Origin of the sequence: Roseospira goensis (assembly GCF_014197795.1) — a bacterium.
Taxonomy (GTDB): domain Bacteria; phylum Pseudomonadota; class Alphaproteobacteria; order Rhodospirillales; family Rhodospirillaceae; genus Rhodospira; species Rhodospira goensis.
The window spans coordinates 55,086-70,941 of the sequence record NZ_JACIGI010000020.1 but is presented as its reverse complement, the minus strand read 5'-3'; the positions used below and the strand labels follow the sequence as shown (position 1 = coordinate 70,941).

11 protein-coding genes are annotated in these 15,856 nt (G+C 68.2%); 7 read left to right on the top strand and 4 right to left on the bottom strand.

The genetic code is table 11. The features are described from left to right. The first annotated feature begins 528 nt into the window (after positions 1-528). Complete coding sequence (locus tag GGD88_RS12360) at positions 529-1,020, top strand: hypothetical protein (RefSeq protein WP_184435876.1); 492 nt, start codon at positions 529-531, stop codon at positions 1,018-1,020. Between the two features lie 234 nt (positions 1,021-1,254). On the opposite strand, the gene GGD88_RS12355 is transcribed toward GGD88_RS12360, so the two are convergent. Both GGD88_RS12355 and GGD88_RS12350 read right to left on the bottom strand, forming a co-directional pair. Continuing rightward, complete coding sequence (locus tag GGD88_RS12355; protein ID WP_184435874.1) at positions 1,255-2,748, bottom strand: site-specific integrase; 1,494 nt, start codon at positions 2,746-2,748, stop codon at positions 1,255-1,257. Positions 2,749-3,309: 561 nt separating this feature from the next. Continuing rightward, positions 3,310-4,536: a glycerophosphodiester phosphodiesterase family protein gene (locus GGD88_RS12350; protein ID WP_184435872.1), complete on the bottom strand. Its 1,227-nt coding sequence runs from the start codon at positions 4,534-4,536 to the stop codon at positions 3,310-3,312. 269 nt (positions 4,537-4,805) lie between these two features. On the opposite strand from GGD88_RS12350, the gene GGD88_RS19175 reads away from it, so the two are divergent. Beyond that, entirely contained in the window at positions 4,806-6,707 is a 1,902-nt protein-coding gene (locus tag GGD88_RS19175) for an O-linked N-acetylglucosamine transferase, SPINDLY family protein (RefSeq protein WP_184435871.1), read from the top strand. Positions 6,708-6,830: 123 nt separating this feature from the next. On the opposite strand, the gene GGD88_RS12340 is transcribed toward GGD88_RS19175, so the two are convergent. Together GGD88_RS12340 and GGD88_RS12335 are read right to left on the bottom strand one after the other, a co-directional pair. Beyond that, a complete protein-coding gene (locus GGD88_RS12340; protein ID WP_184435869.1) occupies positions 6,831-7,211 on the bottom strand; it encodes a VOC family protein in 381 nt (126 codons plus the stop codon). 49 nt (positions 7,212-7,260) lie between these two features. Continuing rightward, the gene (locus GGD88_RS12335; RefSeq protein WP_184435867.1) at positions 7,261-10,101 is read right to left on the bottom strand and encodes a [protein-PII] uridylyltransferase; all 2,841 of its coding nucleotides are present in this window, start codon (positions 10,099-10,101) and stop codon (positions 7,261-7,263) included. Positions 10,102-10,311: 210 nt separating this feature from the next. Between GGD88_RS12335 and GGD88_RS12330 the strand changes: the two genes are divergently transcribed. The 5 genes from GGD88_RS12330 (at position 10,312) to GGD88_RS12310 (ending at position 15,847) form a co-directional block, all read left to right on the top strand. Next, positions 10,312-11,232 carry a sulfite exporter TauE/SafE family protein gene (locus GGD88_RS12330; RefSeq protein ID WP_184435865.1) on the top strand — a complete coding sequence of 307 codons (921 nt, stop codon included), beginning with the start codon at positions 10,312-10,314 and terminating at the stop codon, positions 11,230-11,232. Beyond that, complete coding sequence (locus GGD88_RS12325; protein ID WP_246423729.1) at positions 11,232-12,074, top strand: TIGR02186 family protein; 843 nt, start codon at positions 11,232-11,234, stop codon at positions 12,072-12,074. The genes GGD88_RS12330 and GGD88_RS12325 overlap by 1 nt, the downstream gene beginning before the upstream one ends. 62 nt (positions 12,075-12,136) lie before the next feature. After that, positions 12,137-12,733 carry a universal stress protein gene (locus GGD88_RS12320; protein WP_184435863.1) on the top strand — a complete coding sequence of 199 codons (597 nt, stop codon included), beginning with the start codon at positions 12,137-12,139 and terminating at the stop codon, positions 12,731-12,733. 25 nt (positions 12,734-12,758) lie between these two features. Beyond that, positions 12,759-14,246: an NAD(P)H-hydrate dehydratase gene (locus GGD88_RS12315; protein WP_184435861.1), complete on the top strand. Its 1,488-nt coding sequence runs from the start codon at positions 12,759-12,761 to the stop codon at positions 14,244-14,246. Positions 14,247-14,371: 125 nt separating this feature from the next. Continuing rightward, positions 14,372-15,847, top strand: a complete 1,476-nt coding sequence (locus GGD88_RS12310; protein ID WP_184435859.1) for a malonyl-CoA decarboxylase — start codon at positions 14,372-14,374, stop codon at positions 15,845-15,847. Positions 15,848-15,856 lie beyond the last annotated feature (9 nt).

The following is a 15,856-nucleotide window of genomic DNA, read 5'->3' as shown; positions in this document are numbered from 1 at the left end:
CCCATCGCGCCTTGAACGGCCTGACCCCGCTCGCGTACCTTCAAAACGCTCTCAAGGAGCCTTCTCCAGAGTCTCAGGCAGCCTGAACCCATACAAGGGGAACGATGGCGTTGCCTTGATCTTGATCCCCCCTTAGAATTTTGCAACCGGCTTATCCGCCTGCGTCCGGTTGGCGCAGTCGGCGGTGGTCCCAGCGGTCGCGCGTCCTCCACATCATCGGGGCACCGGAACCAGGGGGATAAGCCTTTTTTGCGATAAAGTACGATTCTCGATTATTCCCTTCACCCGCGCCAGTTCCTTTCCCGCTCTCGCCCAAAGGAAGGACGCGCTGGAGAAGGCTTGGTGGGGAAAGCCTAGCCTTTGGCGCTCCTTTGACAAGGAGGTGATTTATGAGTGGCCTTGTAGTTTCTCAGAAATTCCGAAGCGCGTGCAATCATATCTATAATTGAGAAATACTACGCTTAAATTTGGGTTTTTATTAGCAATGCGAAAAAAACCATTGTTGCCCGTAGAGCAAGGAGAAGTTTCATGCTTGGACTTTCTAGAAAATTAAAACTTGATAATAAGGAGGCCTTGGAGGTTTCATTGAAGTTTCCAAAAATTAGAAAAAATATTGAACAATATATGGATGGGAGTGAAGCAGGTGACGACATAATAACACGCATTGGACTCGGCCTTTATGGAATTTTGTGCGATTCTCGCCATCGTCTAATTCGTGATATGCCGGAACACTGCCTGGAAAATTACATTATATACGTAAAGCCTTCTGTTCTGCGGAAAGAATCCTCGATTTATATGAAGGAAGCCCAAAAAAACTGGGGAAGGAATGATGTTAACCATAAACTAATTGGGTTTTCTCAAATACTAGCTTCTTTTTATTTCGCCTCACAATCCTGGGAATGGCATAGGGAAACTCCTCATGATTCAAGGGAATTTGAAAGCTCTCCTGGCTATCAGAGGGCAGTGATTGAGAGCTTTGTTCAAAGCGTACTTGAAAAATCAGGAAAAAACATTCCTTGAAGTGCCAATATATCTTTACGGAATGGCTTTGTATTTTCTGTTTACATTATAGCCTTGAATTCATTTAACGCAATTGCCATTCTCCTTCTGTCCCCTGCTCCGGACGACACCTAAACGGCCACCAGGGACGCCCCTATCGTCCTGAGGCCGCGCCACTTCGCTGGTAGCGGCTTTCCGGGTGAGGGCGGATGGTGGGGGATGGCCGAATGCCGATGAAAGCGGCTAGGGAGGCCGTTATGCCGCGTTAGACTGACCGCCACCCACTGCCCCCCACCGATACCCTTCCGGCAACACCAGCCCCGGATAGGCGATCTTACGCACCACCTCCCGCCGCTGGGCCATCGTCAGGCCATCGGGGTTGTAGACCCGGTAGGTAATGCCCTCCTTCTCATGACCGACGATCTCCGCTGCCTCGTTCTGGGGCACGCGGGCACGCTCCAGGCACTGGACGGCGTTCTTGCGGAAGGAATGGAAGACCTTGCCCTTGTCGGTGATCCCCCGGCTTCGTCGGAAGGTGCCGAATGCCTTGGTCATGTACCACGACCGCTTCCCGTCCGGTCCCCCGGGTTTCAGCACGGGCCAGATGGGGTTCGCCAAGTCCGCCCCGCTGGTCGGACGGCGGGCCACCAGCCACCCCAAGGCATCGTGAACGGGCACCACGCGAATGCCCGCCACGGACTTCGCGGCCGTGATGTCGAAGAACCAGATACCGTCTTCCTGTTGGACGTTCTCCCAGGTCAGGGAACAGACCTCCCCGAGTCGCATCCCCGTGAACAGGGCCACCAATGGCACTTCCCACAGGACCGGGTTGGTCGGCGCTGGTAGCGCGAACAGGGCGTTCAGGTCGCCCAGGGAGAACGGCACATAGCCGCTGCTGTTCTTCTCGTTGATGGCCTTGAAAAACCGGTCGAATGGGTTTTCCCCGCCCACCTCCTCCCGATCCCTGGCCCACTTCCAAAGGCCACTCAAGGCCGTGATGTACCGGTTCAGGGTGCGCTGGGACAGACCCTCCCCCTTGCCCGCATACAGAGCCTTCAGGTCCGCGAAGGACCGATCCTTGGTCTTCGGGGAGCGTCCCCATGTCGGGCTGAACCGGGCCAACTCTTCCAGGAACGCGGCAGCGTCCCGGCGGGTCACGTCCCGCAGGGGCTTGTCATCCATGAAGTCCGCGAACAGGCGGAACGTGGCCTCATACTGCCCCCGGGTTTGCAGGGTGATTTCCTTGGCGATGGCGTCCAGATACCGCTTGGCGGCTTCGTTGATGGTCATGGCGTAGACCGCCTTGGTCTTCACCGTCTCCCCCCGCCGTTCGGCCGCGTAGTCCTGAAGGGCGTGGATTTTGGCCTCGGTGATCGGGTCAACCTCGCCGTCCTGCTTGGTCTTCCGCTCGCCCTGTTCCACCAGGGCGGAAATCGTGTCCCCGATGGTGAACTCGTGTTCGTCCCCCTCCGGCTTACCAAGGAACCCGTCCCGGGCCTCCTGAAGGGTTCGCTTGTAGGTCTCCCGGATGGCCGCCCGGTCTTGCCGCTCGTTGCCCCGGAGGGCGTCGAAGCGGTCTTCCCAGGTGGCCCGCCAGTCCCATCGGCGGCTTTGGGCCAGGGACAGGTCCCGGGTTCCCAGGCTCTCCACAATCTCGGTCTTGCCCAGCTTGTCCCGGAGGTCCGGGGGGACGGTCAGGCGGAAGTACCACGTCTGCCGCCGCTTCTTGAGGTAACGCAGGTCTGCCATGAACGGGGCCTCCGAACGCAGTGGCTGAAGGGGTCAAAACCGCCCAGCGAAGCGGCCAACCGGTACACGGGACCGGTACACATTGGCGGCAACATCCCTCGAAAACCCCTTCTATGTCAACGCATTCAATGGCCTATGACCGTCATTCCTCAGGCTCCTGGCGCCCCAGCCAGACCGTGTTTTTTCAATAAAATCAGTAAGGTAGCTTGTGGATCTCCGGCCCACGGGTGCTCGCTACGAGTCTTCGTCGGGGGGGATGGTCGCAGGCCGTATTGCTTTTACAGCCGATGAGCGCCGATCGCTCGAAATCGGAACCACCGGGGTGATGCCGATTTCGAGCGTGACTCGGCGCGATCTGTTGGTTTCAGAGCGGAACGCCCGAATTCGCGCCGCGAGTCCGGTTTGTCGCAATCGGCTGTCGTCAAATCGCGTAAAGCGGCGCGCCCCGCCCCCGCGCACCACCACGAACCGCCGTGCCGATGCGCCACGGACGGGCTTCCGAACGCGGAAAGCGGGCGGACCCGTCAGCAGGATCCGCCCCGGGCCGGCGCCGTTCCGCTCCTACTTCAGGCCCATGCAGTTCGCGTAGTAGCTCACCGTCGCCGGCCAGTCGGAGAACAGGCCGACGATGCCGACGTCCTGGGCCAGCACGTCCACCAGTTCATACATCACGCCGTCCGAGTCGGTGACGTCCGCGATGGACTGATAGTACCAGCCGCCGCCGGTGACCAGCGGGCCGGACCGCTCCAGGGTCCAGGTGATGATGTTGAGGCCGGCGGCCTTAGCCTCCTTGGCGTAGACCGAGGGCACGATCTCACCGTCCTCAACGGTGACCAGAACCCACATCGGCGGGGCGATGTAGTTGACACCCATGTCCTTGAGGTCGGTCATGGCGTGCGTCCAGGTCTGCGGGTCCATCGGATCCCAGCCCTCGATGGCGTAGCTGTCGTCCAGGTACACCGCCTGCTTGCCGAACGCCGGCTCGTTCTCGATCCAGTACAGCACGTCCTCCAGGTTAAAGGACTGCGGCCAGACGTCCTCCGCCGGCACACCCGCGGCCTTGTATTCGTCGATCATCTTTTGGGCGTAGTCCGCTTGGCTGAACCCGTCGAACGGCATCTTCACGGCCGGGCTCTTGAGCTCCGGCGTGAACTTGGCGCCCAGGTCGCGGAACAGGGCGATGGACTCGGCGTGGGTCATCAGGGTGCCGCCTTCGGCGGCGTACAGGTCGGTGCGCCAACCGGCGGTCGCATCCATGTACGCCTCGACCGTGGTCGCCGCGGCGTTGGCGGCATCCATCTTGCCCGTCAGCGTGCGGAACTCGGCCAGCGTGATCTCCGAGGTGCGGCACTCGGCCTTGGCCGGCGTATCACCCGACGCCGGCACGAACGGCTGGACGCAGGTCTCGGCCAGGTCGGTGGCCAGGATGTTGGTGGTGGTGTGCAGATCGTTCTGGGCGTGGCGGCAGACCAGTTCCTTGTCCTTGGTGAAGGTCACGTCGCATTCGATGATGCCGGCTCCCATGCGCGCGGCAGCGAGATAGGAGTCCTTCGTGTGCTCCGGGAACTGCATCGCCGCCCCGCGATGCCCGATGGAGAACAGGGTGGGCTTGAACGGGCCGGCGGCGCAGGACAGCAGCTTCTCCTTAAGCGCGCCGTCCGCCATCTTGTCGATCAGGTAGTACGGGCGCGGGCCCATCTCGACGACGTCGGTCGCCGACGCCGTCGTCGCACCGGCGACCAGTGCCGTGCAGGCGGCGAGCGAGGCCAGGGTCATCTTGTTGATCATGGAAAAACCCCCAAGCAGAAAGGTGATACGAGACGGGTGACCGGAGCGCGCGCCCGTCCCACCGAAAGTCGCAACCCGTCTGCTTTACAGATGATCCGTTTCCGTCCCATGTCGAGGCCGTGAAAGTTCGGTGACGGGTCCCACGGCCACCCCACCGCGGGGCGGGGGTCCCACCGGCCGGGGAGGAGCCGTGCGGGCAAGACAGGTGACGGCGCCCGCCCGCTTCCGGCACTATGGGCCCGGGCGGTCACACTCACGGAGCATCCTCCTTGCAGCCACTGATGACCGAGCGGGACCGGGCCGATCAGGATGTCATCACCCTCCTGACCCATGCGTTCTCCCTGTTCATGGCCGGCGATCCGGTCGGGGCCCGGCACGAGGCCCAGATGGCGGCCCTGGCGGTGCCGGCCTCGGGGCCGGCCCAGGCCGCGCTCGGCGACCGCCTGCTGTCCATCGACGACGCCATGGGCGCCGAACAGGCGCTGCGCACCGCGTGCGACCTGGGCGCCGGCGACGCCGACACGCTGGGTCGGCTGGCCCGCTCGCTGCAGGCCCAAGGCCGGCTCGACGAGGCCGCGGACTGCTTCCGACAGGTCCTGCAACTCGACCCGGCGCGGGCCGAGGCCTGCCTCAACCTGGGCCTGATGCGGCTCACCCGGGGCGCCGCGCGCGGGGCCGTGACGCTGCTGCGGCGTGCCGCACACCTGGTGCCGACGCAGGCGTCGATCCGGCTCCTCCTCGCGGAAGCGCACCAGCGCGCCGGCGGCCCGGACGCCGCGGCGGCGGCCGAGACGCAGCGGCGCGCGGCCTGCGCCCTCGATCCGGCGTGGCCCGCGGCCGCCGTCGCCCTGGCCGAGTCCCTGGTGGCTCGAGGCCAGGTTCGTGCGGCCCAGCGCGCCCTGGTGCGGGCCAGCCGCCTGGACCCCGGCGACCCGCGCCTGCTGTCGCGCTGCCTGCATCTGCGGCACCTGCTGCCGGGCCAGACGCAAGCCGCCCTGAAGCGCGTCCACGGCGGATGGCAGCGTCGGTTCGGCACGCCCCTGCCCCCGCGGCCGCCGCTCCAGCATCGCCCGGGCACGCCACTGCGGGTCGGCCTGGTCTCACCCGATCTCGGCGCGATGCCGGTCGGATGGCTGGTCCGGCCGCTGTTCCGGCACCGGGACCCGGCGCGGCTGACCCTTGTGGCGCTGTCGGACCGCCCGCACGACGATGCGATCGCCCGCGAGTTGCAGAGCCTGGCCGATCATTGGGAGGAGGTGGCCGGTCTCGGGGACGAGGCCCTGGCCCACCGCATGCGCCAGCTCGACCTCGACATTCTGATCGACCTGTCCGGCCACGGACCGGGCAATCGCCTGCCCGTGTTCGCCCGCCACCGGCCGGCCCCGATCCAGGTATCCTGGGCGGGCTATCCGGGGGACACCGGCCTGCGGGCCATCGACCTGCTGGTCAGCGATGCCGTCCTGACGCCCCCCGACGACGGGTCCTCGCCCGATGCCGTGGCGCGCCTCGCCACCGGCGCCACCTGCTACGACCCACCGCCGGACCGCCCCGACCCGGGACCCGCGCCGCGCGCCCGCACCGGCGCCGTGACGTTCGGGGCCTTCGCCGGCCCCGCCCGGGTCGGCGACACCTGCCTGGATCTCTGGGCCCCGGTGCTGCGGGCGGTGCGGGGCTCGCGGCTGCACCTGTGCGCCCCGGGATGGACGGATGCGCGGGCCGCGTCCCGCCTGCGGGCCGGGCTGCGGGCGCGCAACGTCGACCCCGCGCGAGTCACCCTTGACCCCGCCGCCGGCACCCCTGGGCTGGACCGTTTGCAGGCGTGCCGGAGCCTCGACGTCGTGTTGGATACCGCGCCGCGATCGGGACATCTCGTCACGCTGGAGGCCCTGGCCATGGGGGTGCCCGTGGTCACCCTGCCCGGCGCCAGCGTCGGCGGCCGCTACGCTGCGGCCCATCTGACGCATGCCGGCCGCCCGCAGGGACTCGCCGCGGATGCGGACGACGTCCTGGCTCGGGTGGACCACGTCCTCACGCTGCCGCGGACACCGGCCCTGATCGACGCCGCGGCCTGGACGGCGGCGATGACCACCGCCCTGGAGGCGGCCGTGTTCCGGTTGGCGGCCGACACCGGCCAGGCCCTGGACGACGAAGACGACTCGGCCGTCGCCTGACGGCAGACGGCCCGACCGAAGGCCCTAGAGCCGATTGTTCGAAATCGGAACCCCGAGGTGGTTCGGAGTGATCGCGTGACTTCGCGCGAAACGGATGAGGCTCAGCCGATTGCGCGACACGCCTCAGCCGCCGGCGGTGGCCCCCGGCGGTGGTGAGATCAGGGTCAGGACGTTGCCGGCCGGGTCGCGGAAGTGCGCCATCACGCCTCCCCAGGGCTGGACGGCCGGCGCCATGTCGAAGACGACCCCCCGAGCCGCCAGGGCCTGATAGAGGGCGACGGCATCGGGCACCTCCAGGGAAGCGCCCACGAACCGGCCGACCAGGGCCCCGTCCGGGCCATCCGGATCGGCCCGCTCGACGATCAGGTGACCGTCGCCGGCCGCGAAGCCGACGGCCCCCTCGTCGGGGGCGTCCCAGGCCAGCGGGAGACCGAGCGTCGCGCCGTAGAACCGCCGGGCCGCGTCCAGATCGTCGACGAACAGCCGAATGCCGTACAGCCGCATGGCGTCGTCCTTCGCTCCCGTAGCGTGTTGGTCGTTGGGAGGCCCCGGGCTACTCCGCCGCCCGGGTGGGCTTGCGCCGGCCGCGCCCCACCTCGCGCGACACCACGGCGCCACGCTCGCTCTCCAGCGCCTGCACCGCGGCCGCCTGGGTCAGCACGCGCTGGATCTCGCGCAGCTTGCCGGGGTGGCTGATCTTCATACCGAACAGGTCCTTGATATAGAACACGTCCACCACCCGCTCTCCATAGGTGTTCACGCGGGCACTGGCGATCTGAACGTTCAACTGGGTCAGCGCGGCGGTGACCGCGTACAGGAACCCGGGCCGATCGCGGCCGTTGACCTCGACCACGGTATGGGTCTTGGACGCCTCGTCATGGATGATGACCCGGGGCGGCACCGAGAACACCTTGGTCCGGGCCGGCAACCGGCGCGCCTTGCGCGCCAGCTCGGCGCGCAGGTCGACGGTTCCGCTGACGGCATCGTGCACCATCGCCTTGAGGCGGCCGAGCCGTGAGGGCTGGTCCAGCGCGCCGCCCTCGGCCGACTGCACAGTGAAGCTGTCCAGCGCCATACCGTTGGTCAGGGTAAAGATCTTGGCGTCCACGATGGAGCCGCCGGCCAGCGCGATCCCGCCGGCGATCTCGCTGAACAGCCCCGGATGGTCGGGCGCGTAGACCAGAACCTCGGTCACCCCCAGGTCGGCGTCGACGGCCGTATCAACCATGATCACGCGATCGTCGGGTCCGGCGGCCTCCTCCGCGGCGAAGATCAGGCGCGCATGCCGGGCCTGGGCGGCGGTGTCGAAGGTCAACCAGTACCCCGGGTAGCCACGCCCCAGGTGGGTCTCGACCCGGTCCGCCGGCTGGTCGGCCAGCGCCTCCCGCAGCGCCGTCTTGCGCGCCTCGACCCGGCGGTCCTGCGGTTCCGTGGCGTGGTTGCCCAGCAGATCCTCGACCGTGCGATAGTACAACTCGCGCAGCAGGGCCGCCTTCCAGTTGTTCCAGATGCCCGGCCCCACCGCCATGATGTCGGCGCAGGTCAGCACGGTCAGCAGTTTCAGGCGTTCCAGCGACTGCACCAGACCCGCGAAGTCCTCGATCGTCTTGCGGTCGTCCACGTCACGCTTGAAGGCGATCCGGCTCATGGCGAGGTGATGCCGCACCAGCCACGCCACCGTCTCGGTCTCCTCGTCGGTCAGGCCGAGACGCGGGCAGACCTCCTGGGCCACCACGGCGCCGAGTTCGGAATGGTCGCCACCGCGCCCCTTGGCGATATCGTGCAGCAGCACCGCGACATACAGCGCCCGCCGCGACTGCACCTGATGCACCACCCGGCTCGCGACCGGAAGCCGATCGACCAGGGCGCCGCCCTCGATTCGGTTGAGGATCCCGATGGCCCGGATGGTGTGCTCGTCGGTCGTGTACACGTGGTACATGTCGTACTGCATCTGCGCCGTGACCCGCTCGAAGTCGGGGATGAAGCGGCCGAACACGCCGGCCTCGCTCATCAGGCGCAGGATGCTGTCGGGCTCCTTGCGGTGGGTCAGGAGCGCCATGAAGAGGGCGTTGGCCTCGGGATCGTCGCGCAGGCCCTTGACGCGGGTCAGGTTCTCGGTCACCAGCCGAAGCGTGTCCGGATGGATGTCGAGACTCTGGTCGTGCGCCACCAGGAACAGGCGCAGCAGGGCCCGCGGGTCCTGTTCGAAGTAGTCGATGCGCGGCACCGCGAGCCGCCGCCCGTCAAGCACGAAGCCATCCAGGTTGCGTGCCCGCATGACGAACCCGGGGACCGACAGCATCGGCCGCCGTTTCTGCTGCGCCTCCAGCACCGACAGGAAAATGCGGGTCAGGTTGCCGACGTCGCGCGCCACCAGGAAGTAATGCTTCATGAAGCGTTCGACCGCCGTCGCGCTGGGCCGGTCCTTGTACCGCATGCGTTCGGCGATGCGCGGCTGCACGTCGAACGTCAACCGTTCCTCGGCCCGGCCGCTCAGGTAGTGCAGGTGGGCGCGCACCGTCCACAGGAACGCCCGCGCCTTGATGAACTTGCCGGCCGCCTTGGGCGTCAGAATACCCCGGTCCACCAGCTCGTCGATGTCCGAAACATTGTATAGATAGCGCGCCATCCAGAACAGGGTGTGCAGGTCGCGCAGGCCGCCCTTGCCCTCCTTGATGTTCGGCTCCAGCACGTAGCGGGAATCCCCGAGCTTGGCATGGCGTTGGTCCCGCTCGGCCAGCTTTGACTCCAGGAACTCCATGCCCGATCCGGCGAACACCCGGGTGTACAGACCGTTGCGCAGGCTCTGGAACAGCGCCCGTTCGCCCCAGATGTAGCGCGCCTCCAGCATGGCGGTCCGGATGGTCATGTCGGCGCGGGCCTGGCGGATGCACTCGTCGACCGACCGGGTGGCGTGCCCGACCTTGAGACCCAGGTCCCACAGCACGTACAGCATGGTCTCCACGACCTGCTCGGTGTGCGGGGTGGTCTTGTAGGGCAGCAGGAACAGCAGATCGATGTCCGAGAACGGCAGCATCTCGCCGCGGCCATACCCGCCGACGGCGAGGACGCAGAGCTGCTCGCCGGTGGTGCGGGTCTGTTTGGGAAACAGGTGGGTGACGGTGAAATCGTGCAGGACCCGCAGGATCTGGTCCATCAGGTAGGTGTTGGCAGCACAGACCTCGGCGCCCCGGCAGCCCTCGTCCTCGAAGCGGCGGCGGATCTCCTCGCGGCCAGCCGCCAGGGTCGCCTTCAGGTCCTCCAGCAAGGCGGCCCGGGCCGTGCGCGCCCCCTCGCGGCCGGCATGCGCCGTCTCCGCCAGGCGCTCCAGATGCAGAGTAAGGGCGCGGCGATCAATGATCGCGCGCGGTCGGGTCGGCCGTGGCAGGGACATGATCGGGGCGCGTTCCCTTCGTTGCGCTGCCGGCAGGGGTGTTCGGGCAGAGTGGGCGCGCCGGCACGCAACGTCAACCGCGTCGCAGCCCGCAGCACGGGCTTTTCGCTTGATCCGGCGCCGCGGCGGCCCCTAAAACACCGGGACGTCTCAGGATTCAAAACCCTGAAAAGCCTGTCCACCGCCGGACCGGGATCGGCTCGTCACGCCATGCAGATCTATCTGCCCATCGCCGAGATGTCGGTCAACGTCCTGGTGATCCTCGGCATGGGCTGGGCGATCGGCTTCCTGTCGGGCGTCTTCGGCGTCGGCGGCGGCTTTCTCATGACCCCGCTGCTGATGTTCCTGGGCGTGCCGCCGCCGGTCGCCGTGGGCACGGGCGCGAATCAGATCGTGGCGTCCTCCGTCACCGGGGTGATCGCGCACACCCGGCGCGGCCATGTCGACTTCAAGATGGGCGGCGTCCTGCTGGTGGGCGGCATCCTGGGCTCGACCGCCGGGGTCTGGCTGTTCGCGCTGCTGCAGCGGCTGGGCCAGATCGACCTGGCAATATCCCTCTGCTACGTGCTGTTCCTGGGCGTGGTGGGCGGCCTGATGCTGGTGGAAAGCGCACAGGCCATGATCCGCAGCCACCGCAAGGGCGCGCGGCCCCGCAGCGGCGCCGGCCGGCACAACTGGATCCACGGCCTGCCCTTCAAGATGCGCTTCCGCAAGTCGAAGCTCTACATCAGCGCGCTGCTGCCGATGGGGGTCGGGTTCTTCGTCGGCGTCCTGACCGCGATCATGGGCGTCGGCGGCGGCTTCGTCATGGTGCCGGCGATGATCTATCTGCTCGGCATGCCAACCCAGGTGGTGGTGGGCACCTCGCTGTTCCAGATCATTTTCGTCACCGCCAACACGACCTTCCTGCAGGCGGCGCTGAACCAGACCGTGGACGTCGTTCTGGCCCTGCTGCTGCTGCTGGGCGCGGTGGTCGGCGCCCAGGCCGGCGCCCAGGCCGGCGCCCGCCTGAAGAGCGAGCAATTGCGAATCCTGCTGGCCCTGCTGGTGCTCGTGGTGGGCGGCAAGCTGGCGTATGATCTTGTGGCGATCCCCGACGACGTCTTCACCCTGATCTCGGAGCTGCCGTGATGCCGTCGCGCCGCCGGTCCGACCGGGGTCCCGCCGCGCGCCCCGCTATCGTCCCCGTCCCCGTCCCCGTCGTCATCGCCCTCGTCATCGGGCTGCTGGCCGGGCTGGCGACGATGGCGGGCCTGGCCGTGGTGATGGGCGCGCGTGCCCAGCAACAGGTTCAGCCCCTGGTGGCGGACCTGTCCAAGCATCTGGTCGCCATCACCACCGCGTTTTCGGGCACCGACGTGCTGCTGTTCGGCGCCACCGATGGACCCGGCGACGTGGTGCTCGTGGTGCGCGGGCCCCGCACCACCAAGGTGGTCCGCAAGAAGGCGCGCCTCGCCGGGGTGATCTGGGCCAACCGGGACAGTGTGACCTACGACAACGTGCCGGCCTTCTACCAGGTCTTCGCCAGCCGCCCGCTGGAGGAGATCGCCCCCAAGAGCGTGCTGTCCCGCCACCAGATCGGCACCGAGAACCTGGTCTTCACCAAGGTGGACCAGAGCGTGACCGACTCCTTCGTGCCGGGCTTCCGGGCCGCGCTGGTGCGCTTGAACCAGAAGCAGCAGCTCTACGGCGAGGGCGTGCTGCCGGTGACCCAGCTCGCGAACCGACTGTTTCGGGCGGAACTGCACTTCCCCGCCAACGTGCCGACCGGATCGTATTCGGTCGAGGTCTACCTGATCCGTCAGGGCGACGTGGTCAGCGCCGAGATCACGCCCCTGGTCATCAGCAAGATCGGCCTGGGTGCCGAGATTTTCGACTTCGCGCACCAGCAGGCGCCCTTGTATGGCCTGGCCGCGATCCTGGTGGCGGTGATCACCGGCTGGGCGGCCGCCATCATGCTGCGGCGGAACTGACCCGTCGCTCGACCGTTCCCCGACTCACGCGCCGTCCGTGCGCCGACTGCTCCGGAGAGCCCATGAGTGACGAGCCTTCCCGCCCGGACTCCGCGCCAGACTCCCCCCAGGAGCCCGCGCGGAAGACCCCTGGCACCCCGCAGCCCGCCGGCGGGCGCGACACACCCCCTGACACCACCGCCGGAGCCGACGACGGCGCGCCGCGCACGTTCCTGGTCGTGGTCGATGACAGCGAGGAAATGCGCACCGCGCTGCGCTTCGCCTGCCTGCGGGCACGCGCCACGGCGGGTCGCGTGGTCATGTTGCGCATCATCGAACCGCCAGGCTTTCAGCACTTCAAGTTCATCGGCGACAAGATGGAATCGGAGGCCCGCGAGGACGCCGAGAAGCGCCTCCAGCGCCTGGCCGCCGAGGTACAGAAGACGTCGGGCCAGACGCCGATGCTGATGGTGCGCGAGGGCCGGCCGGCCGAGGAGATCGTCACGGTGATTGAGGAGGAACCGGAGATCTCGGTGTTGGTCCTCGCCGCCAAACGCGGCAAGGAGGGCCCGGGCCCGCTCATCAGCGGCCTGTCCGGCGCCTTCGGCGCGCGTCTGCGGGTGCCGGTGATGGTCATCCCCGGCACCCTGTCGCCGGACGAGATCGACCGCCTAACCTGACGCGACACGCTGACGAGAGGTGTTCATGATCCCCAGGCCCTGGCATCCCGATGACGGCGGCGCCCTGCTGACGGTGGCCGAGATGGGGCGCGCCGACGCCCTGGCCGTCGCGACCGGCGTCCCCTCCCTGGCCCTGATGGAGGCAGCCGGCTTCGCCGTCGCGCGCGAGATCCGGCGGCGCTGGTCGCCGCGCCGGGTGGCGGTCCTGTGCGGGCCGGGCAACAACGGCGGCGACGGCTTCGTGGTCGCCCGCCACCTCCGGAACGCCGGGTGGCCGGTAAGCGTGCATCTGCTGGGCGACCGGAGCGCCCTCAAGGGCGACGCCGCGGTCAACGCGGCGCGCTGGACCGGGCCGATCGGTCCGCTGGACCTGGGCGCGCTGGACGGCGCCGCCTTGGTCGTCGACGCGCTGTTCGGGGCCGGCCTGACGCGGGCCGTCGAGGGTGTCGCCGGCTCCGTGCTGTCCGCGTTGGTCGCGCATCACGGCAGCCCGCCGGTGGTCGCGGTCGACGTGCCCAGCGGCCTGGACGGCGACAGCGGCGAGGTGTGGGGCACCGCGGTGCCGGCGGCCTTGACCGTGACCTTCTTCCGGCCCAAGCCCGGCCACGTGCTCGGGGCGGGCCGCGCCCTGTGCGGCGATCTGGTGGTGGCCGATATCGGCATCCCGGCATCGGTGCTGGACGACATCCGCCCGGCGGCTCACCTCAACGGACCGCACCTGTGGCGGCTGCCGCGTCCCGGCCTGCGCGATCACAAGTACACGCGCGGACATGCCGTGGTCTTCGGCGGCGCCACCATGACCGGTGCCGGCCGCCTGGCGGCGCGGGCGGCGCGGCGGCTGGGCGCCGGCCTGCTCACCGTGGCGGCAACCGCCTCGGCCCTGCCGCTGTACGCGCAGGACGCCCCGGGCGTGTTGTGCCGGGCCATCGAGTGTCCGGACGACGTTGAGACCCTGCTGGAGGACGCCCGCCTGAATGCCCTGCTGCTCGGCCCCGGGGCCGGCCGTGGACCGCACACCGCCGCCCGGGCGCTCTCCGTGCTGGCGACCGGGCGGCCGACGGTGCTGGACGCCGACGCCCTGACCAGCTTCGCCGAGGATCCGGGCGCCCTGTTCGACGCCGTCACCGGCCCGGTGATCCTGACCCCGCACGAGGGCGAGTTCGCCGCCATCTTCCCGGATCTGATCGAGGGCAACCGCCTGCACCGCGTGCGCCAGGCGGCGCGGCGCGCGGGCGCCGTCGTGCTGCTGAAGGGGCCGGAGACGGTGGTCGCCGCCCCGGACGGGAGCGCCGTCGTCAGCACCAACGGACCGCCCAGCCTCGCGACCGCCGGCAGCGGCGATGTGCTGGCCGGCGCCATCCTCGGGCTGTTGGCCCAGGGCGTGCCGGGGCGCGAGGCCGCCGCCGCCGCGGCCTGGCTGCACGGCGCCGGGGCCCGCCGTGGTCCCCCCGGCCTGATCGCCGAGGACCTGCCGGAGGCCATGGCACAGGCGGCCGCCGCGCTGCCGGGCTGACCCCCCGGCCGTCGCCGCGCTGCAACACCGCGCGGCGCCGGCCGCGCGCCCCCCTTGGCCCGACCCCCGCCCGCACCCCATATCGCAAATGAGGGCAATTCGAAACGCAAACTGGGGGTATTGGGATGAACAAGGAGGTTTCGCCGGGGTTCCTGGGTCGGCTGATGACCTGGGGCGCGGTGTGGCGGGACATCGCGGACAAGGTGTCCGGCGCCGATGGCCTGGACAGCCTGAACCCCGATCTGCCCGAGGAGGATGCCCGCAAAATCCGCGTCGGGCTAGACGACTGCCTGGCCTCGCGCGGCGGCGAGGTCTCGGCCCGCGCCCGGGCCGCCACCCTGGGGCGCGCCTACCTCAGCCTCAACGAGACCGGGCGCGCACGCTTCCTGGAGATCCTGGCCCGAGAGTACGCCACGGATCACGACCGGGTGCGTGATACGGCGGCGGAACTTCTGGACGTGGACCGCGACGACTTCGCCACCCTCCAGGCCGCCGAGGGCCGCATGCGCGACGTGCTGGTGCCGCCGCGGCTGCGTCTGCTGACCCAGTTCAATGCCCTGCCCCGCGGCATCAAGTTCCTGGTCGACATGCGCGCCGAGCTGATGCGGCTGGCGCGCGACAATCCGGCCCTGCGCGGCCTGGAGCGCGACCTGCGCGATCTGCTGGCCTCGTGGTTCGACATCGGATTCCTGGAGTTGCAGCGCATCACCTGGAACTCGCCCGCCGCGTTCCTGGAAAAAATCATCACCTACGAGGCGGTGCACGAGATCCAGAGCTGGGCCGACCTCAAGGACCGCCTCGACCACGACCGCCGCCTGTACGCCTTCGTGCACCCCAACATGCCGGAGGAACCGCTGATCTTCGTCGAGGTGGCACTGGTCAACGGATTGGCCAGCAACGTCCACGACCTGCTGGACCTGTCGGCGCCGGCCCTGGATCCGGAGGAGGCGGACACCGCCATCTTCTATTCCATTTCCAACGCTCAGGCCGGCCTCGCGGGCATCAGCTTCGGCAACTTCCTCATCAAGCAGGTGGTGGAGCGCCTCAGCCACTCGTTCCCGAAGGTGAACACCTACTCCACCCTGTCGCCGATCCCGGGGTTCCGGCCCTGGCTGGACCGGCGGCTGGCCGAGGGCGAGCCCGGCCTGCTGCTGCCCGCGGAGCGCAAGACCCTCGCCCAGGTGGTGGCCGGCAACGGCGACAGCGACGCCGCCAAGGCCACCAGCGGCAGCAAGGGCAGCTTCAAGGCCCTGATCGCCGAACCGGACTGGCCCGGGCGCGAGCCGGTGGCCAACGCGCTCAAGGGGCCGCTGACCCGGCTGTGCGCCCGCTACCTGGTCAACGAGCGCCGCCCGCCGCGCCAGGAGGGCCGCGCCGGCACCGTGCTCGACCCGGTGGCCCATTTCCACCTGACCAACGGCGCCCGGGTCGAGCGCCTGAACTGGCTGGGCGACCGGTCGGCCAAGGGCATGGCCCAGTCCGCCGGGATGATGGTCAATTATCTGTACAAGCTGAACGAAATCGAACGGAATCACGAGGCCTACCAGGGACAGGGCAAGGTTGCGACCTCGACCGCCATCCGCAGCCTTGCGCGCGCCTGAGATCGCGAT

Excerpts from the sequence above, each read along its gene's own strand:
- GGD88_RS12315 (WP_184435861.1), top strand. The coding sequence starts at position 12,759 with ATGATCCCCAGGCCCTGGCATCCCGATGACGGCGGCGCCCTGCTGACG.
- GGD88_RS12320 (WP_184435863.1), top strand. The coding sequence starts at position 12,137 with ATGAGTGACGAGCCTTCCCGCCCGGACTCCGCGCCAGACTCCCCCCAG.
- GGD88_RS12350 (WP_184435872.1), bottom strand. The coding sequence starts at position 4,536 with ATGATCAACAAGATGACCCTGGCCTCGCTCGCCGCCTGCACGGCACTG.
- GGD88_RS12310 (WP_184435859.1), top strand. The coding sequence starts at position 14,372 with ATGAACAAGGAGGTTTCGCCGGGGTTCCTGGGTCGGCTGATGACCTGG.
- GGD88_RS12325 (WP_246423729.1), top strand. The coding sequence starts at position 11,232 with ATGCCGTCGCGCCGCCGGTCCGACCGGGGTCCCGCCGCGCGCCCCGCT.
- GGD88_RS12360 (WP_184435876.1), top strand. The coding sequence starts at position 529 with ATGCTTGGACTTTCTAGAAAATTAAAACTTGATAATAAGGAGGCCTTG.
- GGD88_RS12335 (WP_184435867.1), bottom strand. The coding sequence starts at position 10,101 with ATGTCCCTGCCACGGCCGACCCGACCGCGCGCGATCATTGATCGCCGC.
- GGD88_RS12330 (WP_184435865.1), top strand. The coding sequence starts at position 10,312 with ATGCAGATCTATCTGCCCATCGCCGAGATGTCGGTCAACGTCCTGGTG.
- GGD88_RS12355 (WP_184435874.1), bottom strand. The coding sequence starts at position 2,748 with ATGGCAGACCTGCGTTACCTCAAGAAGCGGCGGCAGACGTGGTACTTC.
- GGD88_RS12340 (WP_184435869.1), bottom strand. The coding sequence starts at position 7,211 with ATGCGGCTGTACGGCATTCGGCTGTTCGTCGACGATCTGGACGCGGCC.